Origin of the sequence: Synechococcus sp. BS55D (assembly GCF_004332415.1) — a bacterium.
GTDB lineage: Bacteria > Cyanobacteriota > Cyanobacteriia > PCC-6307 > Cyanobiaceae > Synechococcus_C.
Map to the genome: position 1 here is coordinate 32,470 of NZ_PHQT01000002.1, position 23,841 is coordinate 56,310.

Genomic DNA, 23,841 nt, shown 5'->3' on the forward strand with positions numbered 1-23,841 from the left:
ATGACAACGTCTCCACGTCCTGAGTCGTTTCCTTCAGTTCCAGCGCTTCAATTGCGTCAGCATCTTGGCCACTACAGCTGTCCATCCGGTCTGATGGCTGGCGCCTACGCCAGCCCCATTGCAGCCATGGAAGTATTCGTTGAAGAGGAACAGGTCCCTCCACAGGGGGTCTTTCTGGAACAGGTCCACATCACCATTGAAGGCCCGACGTCCCTCAGGGTCTCGACGAAAGATGCCGACCAGACGTTTCTGCAGTTCAAGAGAGATCTGCCACAGATTCATCTGCTGGCCTGAACCGGTGGGGAACTCGATCAGAAAATCATCGCCAAAGAAGTGTCCGTATTTCTGAAGCGCTTCGATCAGAAGGAAGTTGATCGGCATCCAGATTGGTCCACGCCAGTTGGAGTTGCCGCCAAACATGGCCACCGGACTATCCGCGGGGCTGTAGCTAATGGTGGCTGAATCACTGCCCTCCACGTAGCTGTAAGGAGATGTCTCATACACCTTGGAGAGACTTCGAATCCCATAGGGCGAAAGGAATTCGTTCTCGTCGAAGACCCGCGTCAGGATGCGTCGCAGTCGGGATGGCGGCACGAGGGAGTAGAGCACGCGGTCGCGGTGCCATGACCCCAAATGGTTGATGTGATCAAACGGAGCTCCCCGTTCCCTGGCCACCTCCGAGATTGTGCGGCGCACATCCAGGTTGGGAATCCTCGCCACCTGGTCGGCATCAAAGCTGGCGATTCCTAGGAGTGGAATCAGACCTGCGAGTGAGCGGGTGCGCAGATAGTCGCTTGATCCATCGGGGCGTTTGAGGATGTCGTAGTAGAAACCATCCTGTTCATCCCAGTTCACAAAGCCGCGGACGCCTGGGCTGTTGAGCGCGAAGCAGAGCACGCAGAAGTCGTCGATGAAACGATCGGTGAGTTCGGCATACTCCGGCCGGTCTTGATGCAGGGTGACGGCAATCTCAAGCATGTTGAGACTGCACATGCCCATCCAGGCGGTGCCATCGGATTGCTCGATGCGACTGCCGTCTTTCAGGGGATAGCGACGGTCGAAGATGGCGATGTTGTCGAGGCCGAGAAAGCCCCCCTCAAACAGACTGTCGCCGTTGCGATCGGTGCGGTTCGCCCACCAGCCATATTCGAGTAACAGCTCGCGCAAGACACTGCGCAGGAAGGCGTTATCGAGTCGACCGCCACAGCGTTGTTCGATCTGGGCGATGCGCAGCGCCGCCCAGGCGCCGATCGGCGGGTTGGCATCGGAGAGCGCCCACTCGTAGGCCGGTGACTGGCCGTTGTTGGCCGTGTAGGACGCTTGACGCAGCATGCGGCATTGGCGCTTGGCCTCGCCCGGATCCAGTTCGGCGAAAGCAACCGCATGAAACATCAAATCCCACTGGCAGAAATAGGGGTATTCCCAGCAATCGGGCATGGAGATCACATTGCGGGAGCGCAACGTTTTCCAGTAGGCGTTTTCGCTATGCCAGCGCGCCTCAGGCGGTTTCGGTCCGGTTCGGTCTCCCCGCAACCAGCGGGAGACATTCCAGTTGTAGAACTTGCGGCACCAGAACAGGCCTGCCGCCGCCGCTGCATGGATGGCCTGGTCTTCCAGATCCAGCGCCCCGGTGATGCTGCCTAGGTGCTCGCTCCATTCTGCTCGCCGTTGTTGCAGCAGTGTGCTCGCGTGCTCGGACGCCAGCAGATTTCTTTCATCACAATGACGGCGGTCGTGTCGACAAAGCCGAAGATCAACACACCACACCTCTCCCGCTGCCAGGGTTCGCTGCAGGTGCAGGGCGCTGCGGCTTCCCACCCGCTGGGGATTGACCGCATCCTGTTCTCCCTGGATCACATAGCGATGAAAGGCGTCTTTAACGTAGGGCTGTTGTAGGGGTTGTTCGTACAGAGCCTCGGTGTTGGTTTCGTTCTCCGTGAACAACCAATCGCCTGTTTCACTGCAGCGCAACTCCATCGCTGGCAGCCCTGGAATTGCTGACGTCTTCACACCATCCGCCAGGGCTTCAATCTGCCCATGGGCTGCATCTCCGTCTCCCCAACTCCAGGTGTTTCTGAACCAGAGGCTTGGCAGCAGGTGCACCGCAGCGGCCTCTGGTCCCTGGTTGGTAACTGTGTAGCGGATCAATAGATCCTCAGGGGTGGCTTTGGCGATTTCAACTTCAAGGTCGAAGAAGCGGCTTTCGTCAAAGGCACCGGTGTGCACCAGCTCAAATTCGGGTTGATCCCTTCCCCTCTGTCGGTTTTCGTCCCGCAGTTGTTGGTAGGGGAAGGGGCACTGGGGGTAGCGATACAGCGCCTTGGCGTAACTGCCGGTGGGTGTACCGGCTAGGTGATACATCGCTTCTTTGATGTCTTCGCCATGGTTTCCCTCGGGATTACCAAGGCCGAATAGGCGCTCTTTGAGGATCGGATCCTTTCCGTTCCAGAGCACTGGTGCCAAGCAGAGCAGGCCTTGCTCATCACTAAGGCCGAGCAGCCCGTCCTCCCCCCAGCGATAGCTGCGCAGATGGCTGTGGTCAAAGGGAAAGGAGGCCCAGGCGTTGCCATCAGCGGAATAGTCCTCCCGCACCGTTCCCCACTGACGGTCGCTTAAGTAGGTGCCCCAGCGATCCCATGGCTCGAGCCCCGCATCTCGCTGTTGACAGCGCAGCAGTTCTGCGGGCTGCATGGAGCATCAATCTTGCGTCACCTTCAAACTAGGCAGAGGGCATGAACTTGCCTAGTGATTGCCCAGAGACTGAGTGGGGGCGGGGGGACTTGAACCCCCACAGGATTTTCATCCCAAGCGATTTTAAGTCGCGTGCGTCTACCGATTCCGCCACGCCCCCAGTGGGTGGTCGGCTTCCGGCACCCTGAACGGCATCCTAGATTTCGACGCAACCGGTTGATTGATGTCGTGTTGGATGCCCTGACGAGCCTGCTCGATCCAACCTGGCTTCCCGTGCTTGTGGCCTATGGGCTGTTGGGTGGGGCCTATCTGTTCATCGTGCCGCTGGGGCTGTTTCTGTGGATGAATCGCCGTTGGCATCACATGGGCAAGCTCGAGCGGCTTGGGATCTACGGTCTCGTCTTCCTGTTCTTCCCAGGAATGATTCTGTTTGCTCCTTTCCTTAATTTCCGTCTTCAGGGTCAAGGAGAGGTCTGACCGTTGACTCGTCTCAAGGTGATTCTGCTGGGGCTGTTGGTCCTGGTGCTTGGTGGTGTTGGTTATGGAGCCTTCTCCGCCGCAGGTTTTCAGGATGCTTCGGCCGGAATCGCTGCTGAAGCGGTTCTGATTGTGATCGTCATCATCTGGACCGGCTCCTATCTCTTCCGTGTTGTCACCGGAAAAATGACCTTCATGGAGCAACGACGGCGCTATCGCCAGGCCTACGACGAGGTCACCGATGCGGAACTGTTGGCCCGTTTCGATGCGCTCAGTCCTGAGCAGCAGCAGAGGCTTCTTGCTGAGGTTGCAGGGGATTCCGATCAGACCCCAAGCCCCGAACCGTAGGCTCCACCCATGACGTCTTCCCAGGAATCCACCGCTTCTCAAGAATCCAAAGCCATGCCCTGCAGCGCCATAACCGCTCGCTTCCAGACGCTGAAGGCCGAGGGCCGGATGGCGTTAATGCCTTTTCTGATGGCTGGCGATCCGGATCTGGACGTCACCGCTGATGTCTTGCTGAGCCTTCAGGACAATGGGGCCGACCTGGTGGAACTCGGCATTCCTTACAGCGACCCGCTCGCGGATGGCCCTGTGATTCAGGCCTCGGCCTATCGGGCCCTTGGTTCAGGAACCACACCGGGCAAGGTTCTTGAGATGCTTCAACGGCTGAAGGGAAGACTCACGATTCCTGTGATTCTGTTCACCTACAGCAATCCACTGCTTAATCGTGGTCCGGAGCGATTTTTTGCTGAAGCCGCTGCCGCTGGTGCCGCCGGACTGGTGATTCCAGATCTTCCCTTGGAGGAAGCGGAGAGGTTGTCTCCCTTGGCGGCTCAGCAGGGCCTGGATCTTGTGCTTTTGGTGGCACCAACCACCCCAGCAGAGCGCATGGCCAGGATTGCTTCCGCCAGCCGCGGGTTCACGTATCTGGTGAGTGTCACTGGAGTGACGGGAGAACGCGCGAATTTGGAAGGACGCGTGGCGTCACTTGTGGAATCTCTGAAGGGCTGCTGCTCGATTCCGGTGGCTGTTGGTTTCGGAATTTCTGGTCCTGACCAGGTGATTCAAGTCAAGCAATGGGGTGCCGATGGGGCGATCGTTGGTAGTGCCCTGGTCAAAAGAATCGCCGCTGCAGATCCTGGATCTGCAGCGGCGGAAGCGGGTGATTTTTGCCGGCAGCTACGGAGCGCTGCTAGCAGCTGATCACTCTTCGTCTTCGTCGGTGCTGCCAACAGGAACCAGACGAATCTGCTTACGGCCAAGCTTGATTTCAAACTCATCGCCAGGCTTGAGGTCGAGCATGGCGGTGTAGGCCTTGCCAATCAGCAGATTGCCATTGCCTTGAACTGTCGCCACATAGGAGAGTTTGCGGCCGCCTTTGCCAACACCTGCGCCGCCACCGGCACCGAGGTTGACGCCCTTGGCTTCCAACAAAGCCTCGTAGAACGCGGTGAAATTGAGCCGTTCGCCGCCATCTTTCTTGTCGGAGACGTAGCCACAGGCGCGGACGAGATCCGACTTGCTGACATCGCCCAGCTCTTTGACTTTAGTGAGCAGGTCGCTCCCGGTGAGCATGATCGTGATTAAAGAGATCTACTCCGCAAAGATAGCGTTTGATCGTGCCTTTGCGCCAACCTTTGCGCGATACTTCTTCAGAAGCTGGTTCAAACTCGACCGATGGCACGATTCGTTCTCTGGGGTACTTACTGCGAGAACGCCCTAGAAAAACGTGCACCCTTCCGCGAAGAGCATCTATCTCGATTGGCGACCTTGAAGCAGGAGGGCACATTGATCACGCTTGGTCCAACGGAGAGCAGTTCCCATGTGTTTGGGATTTTTGAAGGCGAATCCCGAGCTCAGATCCTTTCTCTGCTTCAGCAAGACGTTTACTGGCGGCAAAAGATCTGGACCGAATTAGAGGTTTACCCTTGGATCCAGGCCTTTTGAGCTTGGTCCCAGACCCAGGCGGCTACTGCGATGTCTCCGTTTTCCGCGAGCACTTCGCCATAGCCAGACATCTGGCCGATGCCTTCTCGGGCCACCCTGGCGATCGCCTCTTGGTTGTCGAGTCCTCGCTTCTCGAGTGCAGAGAGTTGGAGCGTGCGTCCCCGACGAATGATGTTGCCCCCATGGGGATGGCATCCGGCGCAATGGAGGTCAAACAGTTGCTCCCCATCTGCGGCCTGAGCGCTGATGGAGAACGGGGCCAGGCTGAGGGTGGCTGCGATGCAGAAACCAGCGATCCAGCGCAGAAGCTTCATCGGGGCCTTCGTCCAATCAGTTGATTGGATTATTTTGCGCCAGCTTCGAGGGCGGCACGCTGATAGCGCTGCACCAGTTCAACCGGGGAGCGATAGCTCTGGGGAAGGCAGGTGTGCAGACGCTCCAGATAATCCCAGCAGATCGTGCGTTGAATCGCTTGGAGATCACGTCCTTCGGACACCAGCCGCCTGAGTGCTTGGCAGTAGCTGGCGAAGCCTGCCTCCAGTTCACCAATGGTCAGGGTTCTGCTGGAGGCCGTCATCTTGGATCCGCGAGATCGCCATGACTCTCAGTGGAGCAGCATCGATTCGTCTGTTGCCAGGATCACGGCGTTGGATAGAGGTTCTCGCTTGGCGGAAGCAGATTTGCAGCAGTTTCTCCATAAGGTGCGCCAACTGAACGCTCTGGTGGCGTGTCTAGAAGCGGATCCAGAACGACGGGCCCGCTTTGCAGCATGCACGGATCACAACCAGGTGGTGCAGTTGGCCAGCTCCTGGGGATTTGCAATCGGCAGGCGCTGGGGTGATGCACCACAGTCCGTGGGGGATCGCACAGACAATCTGCTCGGATCGTCTGCACCACCGGCGGGCGAGGAAGTGGTGCAAACCCTTCAGCAAGGTCCTGACTGGTGTTTGCAAACCATCCATTCCTCTGATGCAGCAAGCCCTCAAGGCTTCTGGTATGACCAGGAGGAGCATGAATGGTTGGTGGTCCTTCGCGGCAGTGCCACCATTCGGCTTGAGGGACCCGAGGAGCTGCGGGATCTCAGCGTGGGGGATTCGCTTTACTTAGAGCCTCACCGCCGACACCGTGTTGAGCGTACGGATCCTGATCCAGGAACGCTCTGGTTGGTTCTGCTGTGGAAGGATCGCCCGGAAGCGGTCGTTGGTTGCTCGCCCGCATGACGAGCCAGTAGGCACCGGCAAGAGCAATCGAGGCCACGCCCAGCCCGACCAGGAGCTGCGGTTTGTCTTCCGAGCCCGCCGGCAGCACGATCACCTTTCGGGCGACTGCGGTGAGAGCCGTGACCAGCACCAGCTCGAGCTGCACCACATGGCGGCGCAGGTAACTGGTGACGTTCTGCAGAACTTCGATGGCAATCAGCACCGTGAGGAGATCACCGAGCACTTTGATCAGACCATCGCCCAGCCAGGAGGTGTTGCCGGTGTTGAGCAGGGAAACAACCACCCTTTGGATGAGCTGCAGCAACGAGGCGGCAATCACCACACAGGTGATCACAGCCAGCACTTTGGCCACGATGCGTTCAACGCTGTCGACCGCGTGCAGGAATGAAGGGAAGGGACGACTGGAGCGCGTCAAGGGTCTCTTTAGTTGCTGAAGGGTTGGTAGTAGGGCTTGGCAGGGGTGTCGCCGGGGGGATTGACGATCTTGGTGTTGCAAGTGACTGAACCGTCGGCGCCTTCGACGCAATCAGTCGGCACCACCTTGCTGTTTTGCCCGGTCCGGCTGTTGGGACCCAAAAGCCATCCTTCGGTCTGGGCCCGTAGTTCCACTGGGGCGACAAGGCTGAGCCCTGAGAGCAACCCGAGCAGCAGGCCCTTGGAGGTGATCGCGGTGTTGGTCAGGCTCACGACTTACCTGTGACTTGAACCATCCTGCCGCTGATCCCGCTCAGTTGACGCGATCGTCGCGGATCTCCTGAAGGAGGAGGTCCAGCTGTCCAAAGGGGTCAGGGTCTGCTCCGCCCAGATCCGATCGTCCGGAGGCTTCGTGGCCGCTCTGCATTTGGGCTGTGGTGCTCCATTCAGCCTCAATCGCGCAGAGCCTCGCGGCGAGGCGGGGCATACCACCGAGCCGATGCTCTCGCTCCAGCACCTCCATGAGGGCGGGCATGCGTGTGGAGCTGGCTCGCAGGCTGCGCCGCAGATCTGCCTGGGTGCGTCCCTGCTGCTTCAGCCAGTCCTTAAGGAGGACGGTGAGTTCCGTTTCGATCTCGGAGGTCCAGCGCTTCATGGGCGACCGTTGGGGAACCAGCGATCCAGTTTGCGTTGTGCTCGCTGCCGGATGGCATCGCTGACGTGATTGCTGTGCAAGCTGATCAGGGCCGTGAGAGCTACGAGATCATCGCTGAATCCGGCAACGGGCAGTAGGTCGGGAATCAGGTCTGTGGGGAGCAGCAGGTAGGTGAGCGCCGCCACCATCGTTAAACGCACTTGTGGAGGCGTGGCTGGGTCGAGAACCAACTCCAGGGCTTCAAGAGCGGGACGGGCGATGGTTCGACCAGCACGGCGGAGCAGGCGGCGAAACACCCCCTCATCGATCACCTCGCTGTCGATCACCTCGCTGTCGATGACCTCGCTATCGATGACAGTGCCATTCCCCGATCGCCCTGCAGCAGCTCCTCCGTTCGCGGCTCCCGCGTCAAAAACCTGTGCCATCACAAGGGATGCGTGGATCTGATTCCAATTTGGGCTGTGCGCCCCCCCCGTGGCGAGGGAGGGGAACCGACCTGGGTTAGAACCCGCTCTCCACGAGGCCTTGCTGGATCCCGGTCTTGCGAAGTTTGCGCAGGGCCCGTTGCACCACCTGGCGGCAATACTCGCGGCTGCATCCCATCTGGCGAGCTACCTCAGCGAGGGTGCGCCACTCGTGGCTGCCATCCAGTCCGAAGCGCAGCATCACCACCGTCCGCTCCTTGGGGGTGAGATTGGCTTTGTTAAGAAGCGTCCAGGCTGAGGCGGTGCGTTCGGCGATCTCCGCCCGCTCCATCGGCGGCAGCTCATCGCTGGGAAGCACATCGACCAGTTCGGAGGGATCGGCCTTCGATTTCACGATTCCCTGCAGGCTTACGGTCACGCTGCGCAGCTCACAGGCGAGCAGATCCTCCACTTCCGGGAGGGGAATCTGCATCGTTTCGGCCAATTGGGCTGGGCTGGCGGGTTGACCATTGCGCTGCATCAGCCGTGCCTTCGCGGCCCGCAGTTTGGTCAGCTTTTCATTCACATTCACAGGAATGCGAATCGTGCGGCTTTGGGTGGAAAGAGCGCGGTTAAGGCCCTGGCGAATCCACCAATAGGCATAGGTGGAGAAGCGATGGCCACGGGTGGGGTCATATTTCTCAACGGCTCGGGTGAGGCCAAGCGTTCCCTCTTGGATGAGATCCAGCAGATCAAGACCTTTGCCCTGGTAGCGCTTGGCCAGATTCACCACAAGGCGAAGATTGGCCGTGATCATCTGGTTCTTGGCTTTCTCTCCACGTTTGATCGTGCGTTTTTCGTCATCGCTGTAAGCACAGGCTGGGCCTGAACCACCAGCAAGCATGCAGCGCTCGGTGATGGCCGCCATTGCCTGAACCTTGCGTCCGAGAGTGAGTTCTTGCTCTGGGGTGAGCAGTTGATGTCGTCCGATTTCTCCAAGGAAGGCACTGAGTGAACTCACCATCAGAAACTCCAGGTTGACTCCGGTGTTTTTTGAACCTAGAACGAAAAGCTTTTCCCTATTGAGGTGTAATAAAGAGTGCAGATTTTATGCTTTGTGCGTTATTCGGAATTGCTGCATAGTTTCGCTTTTCTTTGTGTTTGCCTGGCTGTTGTTTTGCAGGCTTCCCGCTGTGGAATCTCCGGTTATCGCTTGGTTGTCGCCTCGCTGTCACCCACTTGTCGCCTTGGTGGCGGCGTCGCGGCCAGCGGGGTCGCTACTGTCAGCCTCTTCGCTGCCTAACCCATGCCTCTGGCCACCGTGTTGACTCCCGAGATCGCCAAGAGCGCCGGTGTGGCCTACGTGCACTACCTGAGCTTCATGCTCTGCTTCGCCGCCCTGGTGGTGGAGCGACGCTTGTTGCGGCCTGATCCCGATCGGCGGTCGGCCACAGCGATGGTGATTACCGACATCGTTTATGGCATTGCTGCCTTGGCGCTGCTGGTGAGTGGCATTTTGCGGGTGTTGTATTTCGGGCAGGGCAGCAGCTTTTACACCGAGAACCCCCTGTTCTGGTGGAAGGTGGGTCTGTATCTGAGCGTGGGTGCTCTGTCGCTGTATCCCACGGTCACCTACATCCTCTGGGCCATCCCGCTGCGGAAAGGGGAGCTCCCCAAGGTCAGTGAGGCCCTTGCCAAGCGGCTTGGCTGGATCATCAATGTGGAATTGGTGGGATTTGCCCTGGTGCCTCTGTTGGCCACGTTGATGGCCCGTGGGGTCGGTCTGCCCGCCGCGTGACGACTGATCCCTGCCCCCCGGCGCAGGAACTGCGTGTGCTGGACGTGACGCTTCAGGCTTCTGGGGCAGCGGCTTCTGTTGGCTACGCCGATGCATTGGCCACCACGGTTGAAGGCCCACCAAGCCTTCCCGTCTGGTGCATCTGGGTGGAACCTGCTCTTGGTCAAGAGCCTGATCGCTGGGAGCGTCGCTGGCTGACGGCTGTGGACGCCGCGATCGGCAGCTGGTCAGAGCTCGTGCCGATTCGGCCGGTGACAGAGCCGAATCGGGCTCATCTGCGCATTGAGCGCCGTCGTCCTCCGTTGAGGAGGTTGGCGAGTGGCTGGAGGGCGAGCAATGGACGCAGCCTGTTGAACGTGGTGGCGGCCCGTCGGCAGGGTGAGTGGCGGCTGGAGCCCCAGGTTCGCGTGTTGGTGTCCCCGGAGTTGCGAGCGCCGGTGCTCCAAGCCGCCGCGCTTCATGAGCTGGGCCATGGCTTCGGTTTGTGGGGGCATAGTCCGGATCCTGGGGATGCGATGGCGCTGCACCAGGGAGGGACACCGGTGTTGAAGCTCTCAGCGCGAGATCGTCTCACCTTGGAATGGTTGCGGCTCCAGCCGACGCGCTTTGGCCTGCCTAGTCCCGCCTGGGGGCGCCGCGCCGGGCAGCCAGCACCTGCTGAACTTCGCGCCAGCTCACGCCATGGTGAGCGAGAGCCACCTGCAGGTGAAAAATGATGTCTGCGGCTTCGCCGGCAATCTCGGACGCGTTGTCGTCCTTACAGGCCATCACGAATTCGGCGCTCTCCTCGCCGATCTTTTTGAGGATGCTGTTGTCGCCGCCCTCCAGCAGTTTGTTGGTGTAGCTCCCCGGTTCGGGCTGATCGCGCCGACCTTCGATCACGCGCATGAGTTCCGTGCAAACATCCGCCGGCGGTGGCTCCGCCTGGGCACCACCGCCGCTGGCTGACCGGCCACCGGGCCCGAAACTGTCGTCATAGAAGCAGCTGCGCGCTCCGGTGTGGCAAGCCACATCACCGGTCTGCTCGATTGTGAGTAGCAGCACATCGGCGTCGCAGTCGTAGCGCATTCCCTTGAGTTTTTGGGTGTGGCCACTGGTGGCTCCCTTGTGCCAGAGCTCCTGCCGCGAGCGGCTCCAGTAGTGCACTTCTCCGCTTGAGAGGCTGCGCTCGAGTGCCTCCCGGTTCATCCAGGCCTGCATGAGCACGGCACCATCCAGCCAGTCCTGGGCGATGGCGGGGATCAGACCGGCTTCATTGAAGCGAAGCTGATCGAGGAAGGCGGTGGAGGGAGGCTGCATCGGATCGGGGAGCCTGCAGATGTAGACAGGAAGATCCTCCCGCAGTGCGATTCCTTCCCTGTTCTGATGTCGTCGCCCCCCGCTGGATACACCTGCAGTAAGCACTTTGATGGCTATCCCTGCTGCCATCGTCAGTGGCAGCACCAGGGGCACTGCCGCTTCGTGCATGGCTACAGCCGGAGTTTCACCTTCTGGTTTTCAGCCCGTGAGCTGGACGCCAATGGCTTTGTGGTGGATTTCTCCAGCCTGCGGCCCTTAGAGGCCCAACTGCGCCAGCAGTTCGACCACACGTTTCTGGTCAATGCTGATGACCCCCTGCTGCCTGAGTGGGAGCGCTTGCACGCGCAGGGTGCCCTCGATCTACGCGTGATGGAGAACGTGGGCATGGAAGCCAGCGCCCAGCTGCTCTGGAGCTGGGCGAATGCTCTGTTACTCGACCGTGATCACGGCCGCAGCTGCTGCTGGAAGGTGGAGGCCCGGGAGAATCGGGCCAATGCAGCTTGCTACGAAGCGCTTCCAGGTTGGTTCAGCTCTGCAGCGAGCTGATTCAGCGCAGCACCAACTGCTCCTGATCGACGGCCACATCCACCGTGCCGCCGTCGCCGTAGCGCCCTGCCAGGATTGCTTTGGCAATCGGCGTTTCCAGTTCTCGCTGGATCGCTCGCTTGAGCGGCCGGGCGCCATAGACCGGGTCGTAGCCGGCATTCGCCAGCCAGTCGGTGGCGTCTTCGCTGATGGCCAGCCCCAGCTTGCGTTCGCCTAGGCGCTGGCGCAGGCGCTCCACCTGAAGGCTCACGATCTGACGCAGCTCTTCGCGGCGCAGGCTGTGGAAGATGATTTGGTCATCCAGACGGTTGAGAAACTCGGGCCGGAAGTGGCCGCGAAGGGCCTCGTTCACCCGGCGTTCCATTTCGCTGTGCTGACTGTCATCGCCGCCGAGATCGAGGATCGACTGGCTGCCGATGTTGCTGGTGAGGATGAGCACCGCATTGGTGAAATCCACCGTGCGCCCTTGCCCATCGGTGACGCGCCCGTCATCAAGGATCTGGAGCATCACGTTGAACACGTCGGGGTGGGCTTTTTCCACCTCGTCAAACAGGATCACCGCGTAGGGACGGCGGCGAACTGCTTCTGTGAGCTGACCACCTGCTTCGTAGCCCACGTAGCCCGGAGGGGCACCGATCAGGCGGCTGACGCTGTGCTTCTCCATGTATTCCGACATGTCGATGCGCACCATGGCGTCCTCGCTGTCGAACAGCTGCGCCGCCAGAGCTTTGGAGAGTTCCGTCTTGCCCACACCGGTCGGGCCGAGGAAGAGGAAGCTGGCGATCGGTCGATGGGGGTCGCTGAGGCCGGCCCGAGAGCGCTGGATCGCATCGGCAACGGCGCTGACCGCCTGCTGCTGGCCCACGACCCGTTCATGCAACTGGTCTTCGAGACCAAGCAGTTTCTCCATTTCGCTCTGCACCAGCTTGGCGACGGGAATTCCAGTCCATTTGGCGATCACCTCGGCGATGTCGTCCTCGGTGACTTCCTCTCTCAGTAACGACTTCTCACCACTGCCAGCACCCGCTTCGTCGCTGGCGAGGGCCGTTTCCTTCTCACTCAACTGTTTCTGGAGGCTGGCCAGGGTGCCGTATTCCAGTTCAGCGGCCTTATTGAGGTCGTAGTTCCGCTTCGCTTGCTCCACCTGGAGTTGTACGCGTTCGATCTCCTCCTTCAGGGCCGAGAGCTCATCGATGGCGCCCTTTTCCTGCTGCCACTGGGCATTGAGACTGCTCTGCTGTTCGGCAAGCTCGGCTAGCTCTCGCTCCAGACGTTCCAGCCGCTCTTGGCTGGCCGCATCCGATTCGCGGCCAAGAGACAGCTTCTCCATTTCCAATTGCAGGATCTTGCGATCGATCTCATCGATCTCCTCCGGTTTGGAGGTGATCTCCATTTTCAGGCGTGCGGCGGATTCATCCACCAGGTCGATCGCTTTGTCGGGAAGGAAGCGGTCGGCGATGTAGCGGCTGCTGAGCACGGCCGCGGCCACCAGGGCGCTATCGGCGATGCGCACGCCGTGGTGCACTTCATAGCGCTCTTTCAGCCCGCGCAGGATGGAGATCGTGTCTTCCACCGTGGGTTGATCCACCAGCACTTGCTGGAAGCGACGCTCGAGGGCTGGATCCTTCTCAATGTGTTGGCGATGCTCATCGAGGGTGGTGGCACCAATGCAGCGCAGTTCGCCCCGGGCCAGCATCGGCTTGAGCAGGTTGCTCGCATCCATGGCGCCGCCGGTGGCGCCGGCTCCCACGACGGTGTGGATTTCATCGATGAACAGCACGATGCGGCCCTCGGAGGTCGTCACCTCCTTGAGCACAGCCTTGAGCCGCTCCTCGAATTCACCGCGATATTTGGCACCGGCGATCAGCGCGCCCATGTCGAGGGCGATGAGCTGACGGTTCTGCAGGGCCTGGGGCACATCGCCGTTCACAATCCGCTGGGCCAGCCCCTCCACGATCGCGGTCTTGCCGACGCCGGGTTCACCGATGAGTACCGGGTTGTTTTTGGTGCGGCGGCTGAGAATCTGGATCGTGCGTCGAATCTCTTCATCCCGGCCGATCACCGGATCGAGCTTGCCGTCGCGGGCGGCGGCGGTGAGGTCACGGCCATATTTCTCGAGGGATTCATAGGTGCCCTCCGGGTTTTGATCATTCACGGTTTGGCTGCCGCGCACGGCATCAATGGCAGTTTTGAGAGCTTTGGCATTGGTGCCGGCCTGCTGGAGAAGCCGTTGACCACAGCGGGGATCATCGGCGAGGGCGAGCAGCAGATGCTCGATCGAAAGGTAGCGATCGCCATAACTCTGCTTGAGCTGCTCGGCCCGCTCCAATAGGTTGCTAAGGCCCTTGCCCAGGTACACCGACTCTGCAGGGGACTGCAGGGCCGGCAGATGGCTGAGATGAAGGTCAACGGCGTTTTGCAGGGCGGGGGGAGAAACGTCCGCCTTTTCGAGGATCCGCGTGGCCAGTCCGTTTTGCTCCAGCAGTGCCAAGAGCAGATGTTCGGTTTCCAGCTGTTGATGGCGGCGACTCTGGGCAAGCTGCTGGGCCGAAAGGATTGCGGCCCAGGCCTTTTCGGTGAACTGTTCGGCCGTGGGTTGCATGGGTCTGGTTCTGCTGAATCAACCGTATGAACGGAGGAAGGCCCTGGGGAGCGGAGAACCGATCCGATCCGTTCGGTCTGCGCGGCAGGCTGCGGCAAACCGGCCCCGCTGGGTAGGGTCAACCGAATGCGTTGGATGGCAGGTCAGCAGCAATGGCTGAGAGGAGTGAAGTGGATCCTGCCTTGGTGACAGCGCTCGTAGCGCGAGTTGACGAGCTTTATGGACCCAAACCGCAGGATTTAGAGCGCATGTGCTGGACCGTGGTCCATGAGCACCACCACGGTGCGATGCCCACCGAATACGACATCCGCGAGGTGGATGAAGCGCTTTACCTCGCAGTGCTTGAACGCTGTCGCTGAGTTAACGCCTGATCCTGCTGGCTTCAAACCAGCCCTCAAGGGCATCGCAACGTTCGTCCTCGTCGAGATCCTGTTGATTGATCGAAAAGCCCCAGCGATGAGCGAGTTCGAGTAGATCGCTTATGGCGCTGATGGCATGCAGTTCGCGTCTGAGCGCTGCACTGTGTTCAACGGCGTGAACAAAATCCTTGAGGGCTTTGCGGCTCATCGTTGCCAACCCCGTTCCGCTTGCTCTTCCACGTAGGACGCCACATCAGCAATCTGTTGGTCCGTGAGCTTGCCTTCATAGGCAGGCATCGCATTGCGTCCGTATTCGATCTGATACTCAATCGCCCCGAGACGGTCTTCGCTGTAGGCCTCCAGGTGGGCCTGAAGATCCTCCAGGCTGAGGGTGCGGCTGGCCTGAATCACATTGCCTCCACCCATGTGACAGCCGGCGCAGTTGGCGGCGAATAGCTGAGCACCGTTCTCACGATCGCCTGTCAGTTCGATGCTGCTGGTCGTGACTGCCAAGACCGGTGCCTCAACCAGCAGGCCGAACCAAAGGCTGAGGCACACGCTGATGGTCCATGCGATCCAGCGGCCAGGCTCGTGCACGGCGGGGAGGGGTCTCTCGGCTCACCCTATCCAGCTTCCGCAAAAAAAAAAGCCCGACCCAACAGCAAAAGCATTGGGTCGGGTTTTGATGTTTTTCAAATCAGGGCTTGAAGATCCCCTGTGGAGAATCTCAAGAACGGAAGAGTGAAATCACTCAACAATCACTTTGCCAACCATGCCAGCACCACGATGGGGCTCGCAGTAGTAGTCGTAGGTGCCAGCGGTGCTGAAGGTCTCTTCCCAGGATTCGCCCGGAGCGAAAGCGAGATCGGAGTGGCTGAGTTCATCATGACCGTCGAAGACGGCATTGTGGGGGGCCATCTTGTTATTGACGAACTTGACGGTGTCGCCAGCCTTGATGGTGACGGTGCTGGGCTCGAAAGCGAGCATGCCGGAATCGGTGCCGAGCTTCACCTCAACGGTGGCCGCGTTGACGGAGGCAACACCAAGGCCGAGAACCAGCAGCAGAGCAAAGCAGGAGGAGAGAAGAGAACGCAGGCGTTGAACCATGACGATTTTGGATCGTGCTGTTGGCATCACTTTAACGCTGGTTTGGGCCTGCCACGCTGCGGCAGCCCGCTGTCTTGCAACACAGTCGTCAGATTTGGCCCATGGCTCCGTTCTCCAAAGCTCTCCGGCTGACTCACGGGATCGTGGATGAAGTGCCGTTGGCGGATCGAGAAGCGGTCCCAGGCATTCACCTCGATCGGCAGGATGCGGATCAGAGTTTCGATCAGCCAGGCCCAGAGCGGAACTCCAGGGGTGCGCCTCACGCCGCGCCAACGGCAGAGCGTGGCGACCGCTTCGTTCACGCTGATGGCCTGCTGCCCCATCACGATCCTGCGCACGGGTCCTTGGCCCGGCTCAGGATTGGGGCCGTGGGGGGTGGTGGCCAGATGGCCACAGATGGCAGCGATGTCGGCGGCATGGATGAAGTGGAAACTGGCGTCAGCTCGGAGCCATCGCGCCAACCACAACCACTTGCTCGCTTCGGCCAGCCCTTCGGTGAGGTAGCTGGTGGGAAACGGACTGCTGCCATCGACGCGCCCCCCGAACACCAGGGTCGGAAAGACCGCAACGATCTTCTCCGCCAGGGGATGCTGTTCCAAGTCTTGGAGACACTGCGCTTTGGTTTGGATGTATTCCGTGCCGTAGGCCAGAGCTTCAGGAAGAGGCCGCAGGTGGCGGTCCAGGATGCTCGCGGTGGAGAAGTAGGTGATCTGTTCGATCAGCAGCGGATTGAGCAGAGCCAGCATCCGCTTCACGGCCACCACATTCACTTGATGAGCCCGCTCCGGGTCACCCCAGGCCGTGGCGGTGTGGATCACACGGGTCACGCTGGCCAGTTCGGCGGCGAAGCGATCGGTCTCCCTCAGATCTCCCACCAGCAGACGCACCCTGGGGTGGTCCTTCCGGATCGCCGTGAGCTTGCTGGGATCCCGCAGCCAGAGCAGCAGCTCCGCATCACTGTGCTCTAGCAACCAGGCGGCGGTGTACTGACCGACGCAGCCGCTGGCGCCGGTGATCAGGATGCGGGCAGGCATAAAGGGTGTGCTCAGGCCAGCGCGCCGAGGCGATCCATCACGGATTTACCCGACTCGAAGAAGGCTGCACCGTTTTCCTCCGGCGTACCCGGCAGGATGCCATGGCCGAGATTGAGGATGTGCTTCCGGCCACGGGCCTTGCGCACGCAATCGTCGATCCGATCGCGGATAGCTGCGGGGGTTCCGAACAGCAGGCCTGGATCCACGTTGCCTTGCACACCGATATGCTCAGGGAGCCGGGCCAAGGCTTCAGCCATATCCACGGTCCAGTCGAGGGACACGATGTCCACACCCGTGCGGGCCATCCGCTCGATCACGCCAGCGCTGCCAGAGATGTAGAGGATGAAAGGGGTGTCGGGGTGCGTCTGCTTGACCAGATCGACCACCTTCTTCTGGTAAGGGGCAGCAAAGGTGTCGTAATCAGCAGGGCTGAGCTGGCCGGCCCAGGAGTCGAACATCTGCACCACTTGGGCGCCGGAATCGATCTGATAGCGCAGGTAGCTGGCGATCGACTCGGCGAAATGATCCAGCAGCTTGTGCAGAATGTCCGGTTCTCGGAAGGCCATGGCCTTGATCACCGCGTAGTTCTTGCTGCTTTTGCCCTCGACCACATAGGCGGCCAGAGTCCACGGAGCTCCGACGAAACCCAGCACCGCTGCCTCATTGCCAACGCTCTGACGCAACCTGCCGAGCACCTCACCGACGAAGGGCATCGACTCGGAAGGGTTGAGGGGGCGCAGGGCGTTGACCTGCTCGATCGTGCGGATCGGGTCACCGATCTGCGGACCTTTGCTCTCGATGATGTCGAAATCGATCCCCATGCCGGGTAGGGGCGTGAGGATGTCGGAGAACAGGATCACGCCGTCAGGGTTGAAGGCGTGGAACGGCTGCATCGAGATCTCGTAGGAAAGATCAGGGTTCTCGGAGCGCTCCCTGAAGCTGGGGTAGCGATCACGCAGGTCCCGATAGATCTTCATGTAACGGCCTGCCTGGCGCATCATCCAGACCGGGGGACGCTCGACTGACTCGCCGCGGGCGGCACGGAGCAGCAGGGGCAGTGAGTCGCTCATGGATGCGTCGAGGTGAAGACGGCAACCTACCTGAGAGAACCGCCGAGATCGCAAGCGCTTCGGGGCAGTCCGGGGTGTTCGTCACACGGAGGCGGACGACCCTGCTGCGTCATCGGTGGCGGAGATGAGACTCCGCTTTGGGTCGTGACGGAAGACCATCAAGCTGAGGGGCGGCAGGCAGAGATCCAGGGAATTGTCGTAGCCATGGATGCCCCATTCATCGGTGGGCTTGCCGCCCATGTTGCCCATGTTGCTGCCCCCGTATTGGGCCGCATCGGTGTTGAAGATCTCCTCGTAGAAACCGGCGATGGGAACACCCACTCGGTAGTGAGAATGACTTTGGGGCGTGAAGTTGGCCACCACCACCAGCCAAGTGCCACCTGCGCTTTCACGACGCATGAAGCTGATCACTGAATGACGGTTGTCATTGCAGTCGATCCACTGGAAGCCGTATTGATCAAAGTCGTCGCGCCAGAGCGCGGGTTCGGCTTTGTAAAGAGCATTCAGGTCGCCGACCATCCGCTGCAGGCCTTGATGGGGTTCGAACTGGAGAAGATCCCACTGCAGATCACCCCACACATTCCATTCGGCGCGCTGGCCGAATTCCATCCCCATAAAGATCGTCTTCTTACCGGGATGGGTCCACATGTAAGCAAGCAGCGCTCGTGTGTTCGCATATTTCTGCCAGTCATCCCCAGGCATTTTGTGGAGAAGATGACTCTTGCCGTGCACCACTTCATCGTGGCTGAGCGCCAGCATGAAGTTTTCGGTGTAGTTGTACCAGATTGAGAACGTGATGTTGTTCTGGTGGAACTGGCGGAACCAGGGATCCAGCTCGAAATAATCGAGCATGTCGTGCATCCAGCCCATGTTCCATTTGAGGTTGAAGCCCAGGCCACCGATATCCGTGGGTTGGGTCACCATGGGCCAGGTGGTGGATTCCTCTGCGATGGAGAGGGCACCAGGGAAGTGCTGGAACAGCACGTGGTTGGCCTGTTGCAGGAAGCGCACCGCCTCAGTGTTTTCCCTGCCGCCATGTTCGTTCGGTAGCCATTCACCATCGGGCCGCAGGTAGTCGCGATACAGCATGGAAGCCACCGCATCCACACGAATGCCATCGATATGGAACTGGTCAAACCAGAACACAAGGTTGGCGACAAGGAAGTTGCGAACTTCATTGCGGCTGTAGTTGAAGATCAGCGTGCCCCACTCCTTGTGCTCGCCGATGCGAGGGTCGGCATGCTCATAGAGATGGCAGCCATCGAAGAAGGCGAGGCCATGGCTGTCGCGCGGGAAGTGGCCAGGCACCCAGTCGATGATCACGCCAATGCCTTCGGCATGGCAGCGATCCACGAAGGCACGGAACTCATCCGGTGTGCCGTAGCGGCTGGTGGGGGCGTACCAGCCGGTGACCTGATATCCCCAGGAGCCATCGAAGGGATGCTCGGTGATGGGCATCAGTTCGATGTGGGTGAAGCCCCGTTCCTTCACGTAGGGGATCAGGCGATCCGCCAGTTCCGGATAGGTGAGGAGGCGGGCACCCGGCTTGAGATCTGCTGCGGGCACTGGAGCACGAGCTGAGCCATCGGGCTCAATGAAGGGCTCCTCCGCGGAGGCATGGATCCAGCTGCCGAGGTGCATTTCATACACCGCAATCGGCTGATCAAGGGCATTGCGGCTGTCGCGCTGCTGCATCCAGCTGCCGTCGCTCCAGTGGAAGCCATTCAGGTGGCTCACCACAGAACTTGTGGCCGGGCGTACCTCGTGCTGGAAACCGTAGGGATCAGCCTTCTGGTAGCAGTGGCCCTCCTGGGTCCGAATTTCGTATTTGTAAAGCTGTCCCTCGGACAGACCGGGAACGAAGAGCTCCCAGATCCCTCCCAGTCGCTGCTGCATGGGGTGGTGGCGGCCGTCCCAGGAATTGAGGTCACCGATCACACTCACGCTGCGGGCATGAGGGGCCCAGAGGCAGAACATCACCCCGTCGATGCCGTTGCGCGCTGTGCGGTGGGCACCCATACGCCGCCAGATGTGGTGATGGTTGCCCTCGGCAAAGAGATGGCGATCCATCTCTCCCATCCACTCATCACGGAAGGCCCAGGGATCGTGCTGTTCGTGGGTGATCTCTCCCCGCTCGACACGCACCGTGTAGCTGCAGCCTGGGTCATGGCTCAGGGACGCCTCAAAGATCCAGGGATGGTGGGGCGTCTGTGTGGGGACCTCCTGGCCCCCCGCCAGCAGGGTCACCGACCGCGCCTCTGGCATCCACACCCTCACCACCCAGCTGCCGTCCTGCAGAGGCTGAGGACCAAGCACAGCAAAGGGATGGTCGTGTCGGCACTCGGCAAGACGCTGAGCGTCCTCAACCATCCAGTCGAGAACTGTGCTGGTCATTCCGGCAGACGCTTGATTGGGCGGGAGCTTAAGCGGAAAAAACGGAGCAGAACCGTTCGTGCTGGTGTCCTGATCCGGATCAGACCAGATCTGAGGAGAAGTCGACGTTGATGATCCGCCCCTGGCGGTTGAAGATCACGAACAGGTTGTCGGTGACCTTGCCGAACTGAATCGTCACCAGCACCAGTTGCTGTTCGCCGCCCTGGCTCGCCACGAGGGCGCTCTTGATCTTCTGCACGCCGCCGAGGGTGCGCGACAGCTTGGTCCACTTGCGCTGCAGGTCCTGGGGGCTGAGCTCCTTCTGGAAATCAAGGTCGAGGTAGTAGCGGGCTGCAATCCAGCGGCCTGCTTTCAGATCGTTCACAAACTTGAGGGCCGTGGTCTCGATCGGCAGGGTGGTGCCGACCCACTTCCAGGCCACCAACTTGCCGTTGTCATCGAGCACTAGCAGCAGGGGAACCTCTCCTTTGCGGGTCTCCACCACGGCGAAAGCTTCCACGGTGGTGTCATCGATCCCGCGGGAGATCTCGCTGATCCGGTAGGAGCTGACTTTGGGTGAGCGGTTCATCCGCTGCTGCACCGCTCCCGTTGTGGTGCTGTTGCGCAGGGGATCGGAGAGCCCTTGGTAGATCGCTTGGCCGTCTTTGGCCTTGATGGCTTCTAGAAGGGTCCGGGCTGCTTCGTTGGCCTGGGTCGCCGTCAGGCTGGTGGTCGGTGCCGGGGTGGTCTGCGCAACAGTCTGCGCAAAGGTCTGCGCAACGGCTGTTTTGCTCTGAGCCAACGTTGCGCCGCTTGGCAGCACGGCCGCCAGTGGGCCGCTGAGGGCGAGGGCGAGCAGGCAGGCGGCGGTGTTCACGATGTTGGCGAGCGATCATGGGGCCCAGTTTGCCGGAGGTTTAGGGCAACGGGGGGAAGAGGAGCGGCGCAAATCGCAGCGATGCTCCTGCGACATCGATGGCGATGCTGATCACGCGGCAGTGTGGGTCCGGGGCGCCGCAGGCTGAGTTGGTGTGGCCTGGATTGATCGCAATCGCAGGCCAGGCTGCTCCCGCCAGTGAGATCCTCAGGCGATCCCCTACTTGGAGTTCGGCTTCCAGCGGCTGCAGCTGCACCCGCAGCGTCCTTGGTTGCAGGGCTTGTTCACCCCTCTGGCGCAGCACGCCAGTGCTCAGTTGCTGCACCGCTTCGCTGGCCACCGGGATCACGGAGAGGGCGGCGCAGAGGTCAAACCCCTCCTGATCGGCCCAGGCGTTCAGCTCGAGCTCCGGAAAGCCTCGCAGCAGACAAGCCTCCTGCAGGGGCAAGCTTGTGAAGGTGGCCACATCGCTGCGGGCATCCTGCGAGCCGCGCTCGCATGGCCCAGGCGTTGGGCTGAGGTGTCCACCGACAGCGGGTGCTGGACGCCAGGGGTCGTGAACCAGCACCACCATCGATGCGTCCCCACTGGGTGGTTCAACGTCGGAGCGGTTCGCATCGTTTTGCTTGCCGGTCTGTGGCAGGAGCCGGCCCGCTAGGGGGTCATGACAGCTCAGTCCGCTGCCCTCCAGCTGCCAGTGGCCGCCCTGGGGGGCTGGGTTCTCGCAGGCACTCCAGCGCTCCAGCCGTTGATCCCAGAGCTGCAAGCGCGGCTCCTTCGACGCTGACGCGTTGCAGACGCCGCTCTGTTCTTGCAGGTGGCGCTGGAAGAAGCGCCGATGGAGCTCCTGCACGGCTGGCCACCACTGCAGGTGCGTGGCTGGGCCGATGTGCAGTTCCGGCTGGCCACCGGCCGCCAGGCTGCGTTCCATCAGGTTCAGGCAGCCGCGTAGATGGGGGTCCCACCAACCCCCAATGATCAGCATCGGTTGCGCCAGCCACTCCTTGGGAGCGGTGTGCCGGGGCCAGACGTGTCGCTCTTCTGGATCGCTCTGGAACCAGCGCAGGGCCATGCCATGGGGGTCATGCTCCTCCAACAAGCTCAGTCCTTCCCCGAGATAGCGACCGCTCTCGAGGGACTGACGGATCGTCTGCCAGCCCTGGCGATTGCCCCGCCGGGCCGCCTGCAGGGCAGCCAGCTGTAATCCCCAGCCCAGGCCGAGATGCCACCAGTGAGCGCCCCCTTCACAACTCCAGTGCTCCCTCTCATCAAGGCCCGTCATGGCCGGTGCCAAGCAGTCGGGCGGTTCGGTGCCCTCATCGGCCACCAGTTGGGTGAACCCCTGATAAGAAAAGCCGTAGAGGCCGATGCGGCCGTTGCAGTTCGGGTGGCTGCGCAGCCAGTGCAGGGTGGTAGCGGTGTCTGCGGCCTCCTGGCCGAACCCATCGAAGTGTCCCTCCGATTCCCCCTGCCCGCGAACGTCCTGCACCATCACCAGAAAACCTTGCTCGCTCCACCACTGCGGGTGCGCCAGGGTGACCGTGGAAGCGATCGCCCTGCCGTAGGGCTGGCGCATCAACAGAGCCGGCCAGGGACCCTCCCCCAGAGGGCGCCAGAGGGAGGCTTGAAGACGGATGCCGTCGGGGGTCAAGAGGGAGCAGTCGCTGCGCCGCCGGAACAGGGGCTGATCAGCGCACATCCGGGCAGTAGAGGCCGATCACATAGGTGGCCAGAATCTCCGCATCCTGACGAGTGAGGCCGCGCTGCTTCGCCAAGTTGTTGATCGCCTGTGGCGAGGTGGCGGACACGCCCTGTGCGTTCAGTGCCTTGAATTGATTGCAGAGGGCTTGGGCTTCCTGTGGGTTGCGCTTGACGCTTTCGAGCAGGCTGGATTGTTGGGCCCGAAGGGCGGGAACAACCCCGATCAAGGCGACGCTGAGCGTTAAAGGAAGAAAGAGGTGCCGCATGCTGCCTCCTCCATGGACTTGATTCATTTGATACCGGTTGGGCCGTGCAGCGCAGCACCCCAGGGTCAGTTCGTCGTTTGCCAGTGCTTCGCCCGTTGGATCCAGCGCTGCGCCGTGGGCAGGTCCACCACAGGAGGGCGTCCGCTGCGCAGTTGCCGCTCGAGACGACCGGTGCGGGTGACCAGATCTTGGGGTGTCGATGCGGCAAGGGCCGACACCGTGGCCACCCCGGCATGCAGCAACAGGGCTGCATCGGCAGGGGCGAGGTCCAAGTCACAAATCAGGACGGCCATGCCTTGCAGGCGGCGGAGATTCCGTGCCGTTGCCCGTCCGCTGCGGGCCAGGCGACTCAGCTGCAGCTCATCGAGGGTCCGAACACCCTCCCAGCTCGCGATTCCAGCAGCGTTGAGCGCCTTCTCTTCATCACGGAAGCTGGTGGGCAATGCCGCCAGCGGAATGCTGTCGCCCCTTGGCTCGGCACCACCGCCAGCGCTCATTCCACCACCACCTTGCCCAGCAACACAGGCGTGCTGCTGCCCTCACCCGCCGCCTGGAGCTGCCGGAGACGAATGACGACGCTCTGACTACTGCGGCCGTTGCTGCGCAAATTGGCGGCCAGTTGGGCGAGGGTGGGTTCGATGGCCTCGATTGGCATGGTGGCCGGTGCCTGGGCCACCACCAGGTCATCGCCGTTGTCGAACACGACCGGCACCCGTACGGCACCTTCAATCCGTACAGGCGGGGTGTAACTGACGCTAAAGGCCCAGCAGCTCACTGCCAGCAGCAGGGTGAAGCTTGTGACCCCCACCAGACGGAAGCGCAGCCCCCAGCCCGCCAGGAAAGCCACCACGGTGAGCACCCCAAAGCCCAGGCCTCCCCAGGCCAGCCAAACAATGGATCGTTGAAGTAGATCGGGGAGAGACATGGGCTGGTGAATCAGGGGCGAGGGAGTTATTTTGCGCACTCGCCCGGGGAGTCTGCAGCGTTGGAGGGGCGTG

The 23,841-nt window shown here is 61.0% G+C and carries 30 protein-coding genes, 1 tRNA gene and 1 pseudogene; 9 read left to right on the forward strand and 23 right to left on the reverse strand.

Features of this window, described 5'->3' with window-relative positions:
• Nucleotides 1–33: 33 nt before the first annotated feature.
• On the reverse strand, nucleotides 34–2,691 hold the full coding sequence (locus CWE16_RS03670) for an MGH1-like glycoside hydrolase domain-containing protein (protein WP_131593118.1): 2,658 nt from the start codon (nucleotides 2,689–2,691) through the stop codon (nucleotides 34–36).
• 74 nt (nucleotides 2,692–2,765) lie between these two features.
• A tRNA-Leu gene (locus tag CWE16_RS03675) sits at nucleotides 2,766–2,851 on the reverse strand.
• A gap of 68 nt (nucleotides 2,852–2,919) precedes the next feature.
• Between CWE16_RS03675 and CWE16_RS03680 the strand changes: the two genes are divergently transcribed.
• From CWE16_RS03680 to trpA, 3 genes are read left to right on the forward strand one after another with little or no spacing between them, the layout of a single operon-like run.
• Complete coding sequence (locus CWE16_RS03680; protein WP_131593120.1) at nucleotides 2,920–3,168, forward strand: NAD(P)H-quinone oxidoreductase subunit L; 249 nt, start codon at nucleotides 2,920–2,922, stop codon at nucleotides 3,166–3,168.
• A 3-nt stretch (nucleotides 3,169–3,171) separates the two neighbouring features.
• Nucleotides 3,172–3,516 (forward strand): DUF3007 family protein, encoded by a 345-nt coding sequence (locus CWE16_RS03685; RefSeq protein ID WP_131593122.1) that lies wholly within the window; start codon nucleotides 3,172–3,174, stop codon nucleotides 3,514–3,516.
• 54 nt (nucleotides 3,517–3,570) lie between these two features.
• Nucleotides 3,571–4,374 carry a tryptophan synthase subunit alpha gene (gene trpA, locus CWE16_RS03690; protein ID WP_131594005.1) on the forward strand — a complete coding sequence of 268 codons (804 nt, stop codon included), beginning with the start codon at nucleotides 3,571–3,573 and terminating at the stop codon, nucleotides 4,372–4,374.
• On the opposite strand, the gene CWE16_RS03695 is transcribed toward trpA, so the two are convergent.
• Nucleotides 4,375–4,746 carry an AbrB family transcriptional regulator gene (locus CWE16_RS03695; protein ID WP_131456412.1) on the reverse strand — a complete coding sequence of 124 codons (372 nt, stop codon included), beginning with the start codon at nucleotides 4,744–4,746 and terminating at the stop codon, nucleotides 4,375–4,377. It lies immediately after the preceding gene.
• 102 nt (nucleotides 4,747–4,848) lie between these two features.
• On the opposite strand from CWE16_RS03695, the gene CWE16_RS03700 reads away from it, so the two are divergent.
• The gene (locus tag CWE16_RS03700) at nucleotides 4,849–5,118 is read left to right on the forward strand and encodes a YciI family protein (RefSeq protein ID WP_131593124.1); all 270 of its coding nucleotides are present in this window, start codon (nucleotides 4,849–4,851) and stop codon (nucleotides 5,116–5,118) included.
• On the opposite strand, the gene CWE16_RS03705 is transcribed toward CWE16_RS03700, so the two are convergent.
• Nucleotides 5,094–5,432: a c-type cytochrome gene (locus CWE16_RS03705; protein ID WP_131593126.1), complete on the reverse strand. Its 339-nt coding sequence runs from the start codon at nucleotides 5,430–5,432 to the stop codon at nucleotides 5,094–5,096. The genes CWE16_RS03700 and CWE16_RS03705 overlap by 25 nt on opposite strands.
• 29 nt (nucleotides 5,433–5,461) lie before the next feature.
• The gene (locus tag CWE16_RS03710; RefSeq protein WP_131593128.1) at nucleotides 5,462–5,695 is read right to left on the reverse strand and encodes a DUF3136 domain-containing protein; all 234 of its coding nucleotides are present in this window, start codon (nucleotides 5,693–5,695) and stop codon (nucleotides 5,462–5,464) included.
• On the opposite strand from CWE16_RS03710, the pseudogene CWE16_RS03715 reads away from it, so the two are divergent.
• A pseudogene (locus CWE16_RS03715) lies at nucleotides 5,667–6,236 on the forward strand (Nif11 domain/cupin domain-containing protein); the annotation flags it as partial. The gene CWE16_RS03710 and the pseudogene CWE16_RS03715 sit on opposite strands and share 29 nt — an antisense overlap.
• On the opposite strand, the gene CWE16_RS03720 reads toward CWE16_RS03715, so the two are convergent.
• From CWE16_RS03720 to CWE16_RS03740, 5 genes are all read right to left on the reverse strand, one after another.
• The gene (locus CWE16_RS03720) at nucleotides 6,199–6,753 is read right to left on the reverse strand and encodes a phosphate-starvation-inducible PsiE family protein (RefSeq protein WP_236629557.1); all 555 of its coding nucleotides are present in this window, start codon (nucleotides 6,751–6,753) and stop codon (nucleotides 6,199–6,201) included. The pseudogene CWE16_RS03715 and the gene CWE16_RS03720 sit on opposite strands and share 38 nt — an antisense overlap.
• An 8-nt stretch (nucleotides 6,754–6,761) precedes the next feature.
• A complete protein-coding gene (locus tag CWE16_RS03725; protein WP_131593133.1) occupies nucleotides 6,762–7,025 on the reverse strand; it encodes a hypothetical protein in 264 nt (87 codons plus the stop codon).
• Between the two features lie 40 nt (nucleotides 7,026–7,065).
• Nucleotides 7,066–7,407 carry a hypothetical protein gene (locus CWE16_RS03730; RefSeq protein WP_131593135.1) on the reverse strand — a complete coding sequence of 114 codons (342 nt, stop codon included), beginning with the start codon at nucleotides 7,405–7,407 and terminating at the stop codon, nucleotides 7,066–7,068.
• The gene (locus tag CWE16_RS03735) at nucleotides 7,404–7,832 is read right to left on the reverse strand and encodes a YkvA family protein (RefSeq protein ID WP_131593137.1); all 429 of its coding nucleotides are present in this window, start codon (nucleotides 7,830–7,832) and stop codon (nucleotides 7,404–7,406) included. Before CWE16_RS03735 ends, CWE16_RS03730 begins: the two co-directional genes overlap by 4 nt.
• Nucleotides 7,833–7,908: 76 nt before the next feature.
• Nucleotides 7,909–8,835, reverse strand: a complete 927-nt coding sequence (locus tag CWE16_RS03740) for a sigma-70 family RNA polymerase sigma factor (RefSeq protein WP_131593139.1) — start codon at nucleotides 8,833–8,835, stop codon at nucleotides 7,909–7,911.
• 282 nt (nucleotides 8,836–9,117) lie between these two features.
• On the opposite strand from CWE16_RS03740, the gene CWE16_RS03745 reads away from it, so the two are divergent.
• Together CWE16_RS03745 and CWE16_RS03750 are read left to right on the forward strand one after the other, a co-directional pair.
• Nucleotides 9,118–9,609, forward strand: coding sequence for a DUF2214 family protein (locus CWE16_RS03745; RefSeq protein WP_131593141.1), 492 nt, complete (start codon nucleotides 9,118–9,120; stop codon nucleotides 9,607–9,609).
• The gene (locus tag CWE16_RS03750; protein ID WP_236629558.1) at nucleotides 9,606–10,325 is read left to right on the forward strand and encodes a peptidase; all 720 of its coding nucleotides are present in this window, start codon (nucleotides 9,606–9,608) and stop codon (nucleotides 10,323–10,325) included. Before CWE16_RS03745 ends, CWE16_RS03750 begins: the two co-directional genes overlap by 4 nt.
• Here CWE16_RS03750 and hisIE read toward each other — a convergent pair.
• The gene (hisIE, locus tag CWE16_RS03755) at nucleotides 10,225–10,908 is read right to left on the reverse strand and encodes a bifunctional phosphoribosyl-AMP cyclohydrolase/phosphoribosyl-ATP diphosphatase HisIE (protein ID WP_131593143.1); all 684 of its coding nucleotides are present in this window, start codon (nucleotides 10,906–10,908) and stop codon (nucleotides 10,225–10,227) included. The genes CWE16_RS03750 and hisIE overlap by 101 nt on opposite strands.
• A gap of 66 nt (nucleotides 10,909–10,974) precedes the next feature.
• Between hisIE and CWE16_RS03760 the strand changes: the two genes are divergently transcribed.
• Entirely contained in the window at nucleotides 10,975–11,454 is a 480-nt protein-coding gene (locus CWE16_RS03760; RefSeq protein ID WP_131593144.1) for a 6-carboxytetrahydropterin synthase, read from the forward strand.
• Between the two features lies 1 nt (nucleotide 11,455).
• On the opposite strand, the gene clpB is transcribed toward CWE16_RS03760, so the two are convergent.
• Nucleotides 11,456–14,056, reverse strand: coding sequence for an ATP-dependent chaperone ClpB (clpB, locus tag CWE16_RS03765; protein WP_131593146.1), 2,601 nt, complete (start codon nucleotides 14,054–14,056; stop codon nucleotides 11,456–11,458).
• 152 nt (nucleotides 14,057–14,208) lie between these two features.
• Between clpB and CWE16_RS03770 the strand changes: the two genes are divergently transcribed.
• Nucleotides 14,209–14,415 (forward strand): hypothetical protein, encoded by a 207-nt coding sequence (locus CWE16_RS03770; RefSeq protein ID WP_131593148.1) that lies wholly within the window; start codon nucleotides 14,209–14,211, stop codon nucleotides 14,413–14,415.
• A gap of 1 nt (nucleotide 14,416) precedes the next feature.
• Here the strand turns inward: CWE16_RS03770 and CWE16_RS03775 are convergent, their stop codons facing one another.
• The 11 genes from CWE16_RS03775 to CWE16_RS03825 form a co-directional block, all read right to left on the reverse strand.
• Nucleotides 14,417–14,623 carry a Nif11-like leader peptide family natural product precursor gene (locus tag CWE16_RS03775; protein ID WP_131593151.1) on the reverse strand — a complete coding sequence of 69 codons (207 nt, stop codon included), beginning with the start codon at nucleotides 14,621–14,623 and terminating at the stop codon, nucleotides 14,417–14,419.
• On the reverse strand, nucleotides 14,620–14,946 hold the full coding sequence (locus tag CWE16_RS03780; protein WP_370318300.1) for a c-type cytochrome: 327 nt from the start codon (nucleotides 14,944–14,946) through the stop codon (nucleotides 14,620–14,622). Before CWE16_RS03780 ends, CWE16_RS03775 begins: the two co-directional genes overlap by 4 nt.
• A 216-nt stretch (nucleotides 14,947–15,162) precedes the next feature.
• Nucleotides 15,163–15,522, reverse strand: a complete 360-nt coding sequence (gene petE, locus CWE16_RS03785) for a plastocyanin (protein WP_131593152.1) — start codon at nucleotides 15,520–15,522, stop codon at nucleotides 15,163–15,165.
• Between the two features lie 26 nt (nucleotides 15,523–15,548).
• Entirely contained in the window at nucleotides 15,549–16,556 is a 1,008-nt protein-coding gene (locus CWE16_RS03790) for an NAD-dependent epimerase/dehydratase family protein (RefSeq protein ID WP_131593154.1), read from the reverse strand.
• Between the two features lie 11 nt (nucleotides 16,557–16,567).
• A complete protein-coding gene (gene hemE / locus CWE16_RS03795) occupies nucleotides 16,568–17,626 on the reverse strand; it encodes a uroporphyrinogen decarboxylase (RefSeq protein WP_131593156.1) in 1,059 nt (352 codons plus the stop codon).
• Nucleotides 17,627–17,707: 81 nt separating this feature from the next.
• Nucleotides 17,708–20,020: a 1,4-alpha-glucan branching protein GlgB gene (gene glgB, locus CWE16_RS03800; RefSeq protein WP_131593158.1), complete on the reverse strand. Its 2,313-nt coding sequence runs from the start codon at nucleotides 20,018–20,020 to the stop codon at nucleotides 17,708–17,710.
• Nucleotides 20,021–20,099: 79 nt separating this feature from the next.
• The gene (locus CWE16_RS03805; protein ID WP_201737959.1) at nucleotides 20,100–20,876 is read right to left on the reverse strand and encodes a DUF3887 domain-containing protein; all 777 of its coding nucleotides are present in this window, start codon (nucleotides 20,874–20,876) and stop codon (nucleotides 20,100–20,102) included.
• Nucleotides 20,877–20,916: 40 nt separating this feature from the next.
• Nucleotides 20,917–22,575, reverse strand: coding sequence for a CocE/NonD family hydrolase (locus CWE16_RS03810; protein WP_131593160.1), 1,659 nt, complete (start codon nucleotides 22,573–22,575; stop codon nucleotides 20,917–20,919).
• Nucleotides 22,565–22,843 carry a hypothetical protein gene (locus CWE16_RS03815; RefSeq protein WP_131593163.1) on the reverse strand — a complete coding sequence of 93 codons (279 nt, stop codon included), beginning with the start codon at nucleotides 22,841–22,843 and terminating at the stop codon, nucleotides 22,565–22,567. Before CWE16_RS03815 ends, CWE16_RS03810 begins: the two co-directional genes overlap by 11 nt.
• A 65-nt stretch (nucleotides 22,844–22,908) precedes the next feature.
• Nucleotides 22,909–23,340 carry a DUF4332 domain-containing protein gene (locus CWE16_RS03820; RefSeq protein WP_131593165.1) on the reverse strand — a complete coding sequence of 144 codons (432 nt, stop codon included), beginning with the start codon at nucleotides 23,338–23,340 and terminating at the stop codon, nucleotides 22,909–22,911.
• Nucleotides 23,337–23,768 (reverse strand): Ycf51 family protein, encoded by a 432-nt coding sequence (locus CWE16_RS03825; RefSeq protein WP_131593166.1) that lies wholly within the window; start codon nucleotides 23,766–23,768, stop codon nucleotides 23,337–23,339. Before CWE16_RS03825 ends, CWE16_RS03820 begins: the two co-directional genes overlap by 4 nt.
• Nucleotides 23,769–23,841: the final 73 nt, after the last annotated feature.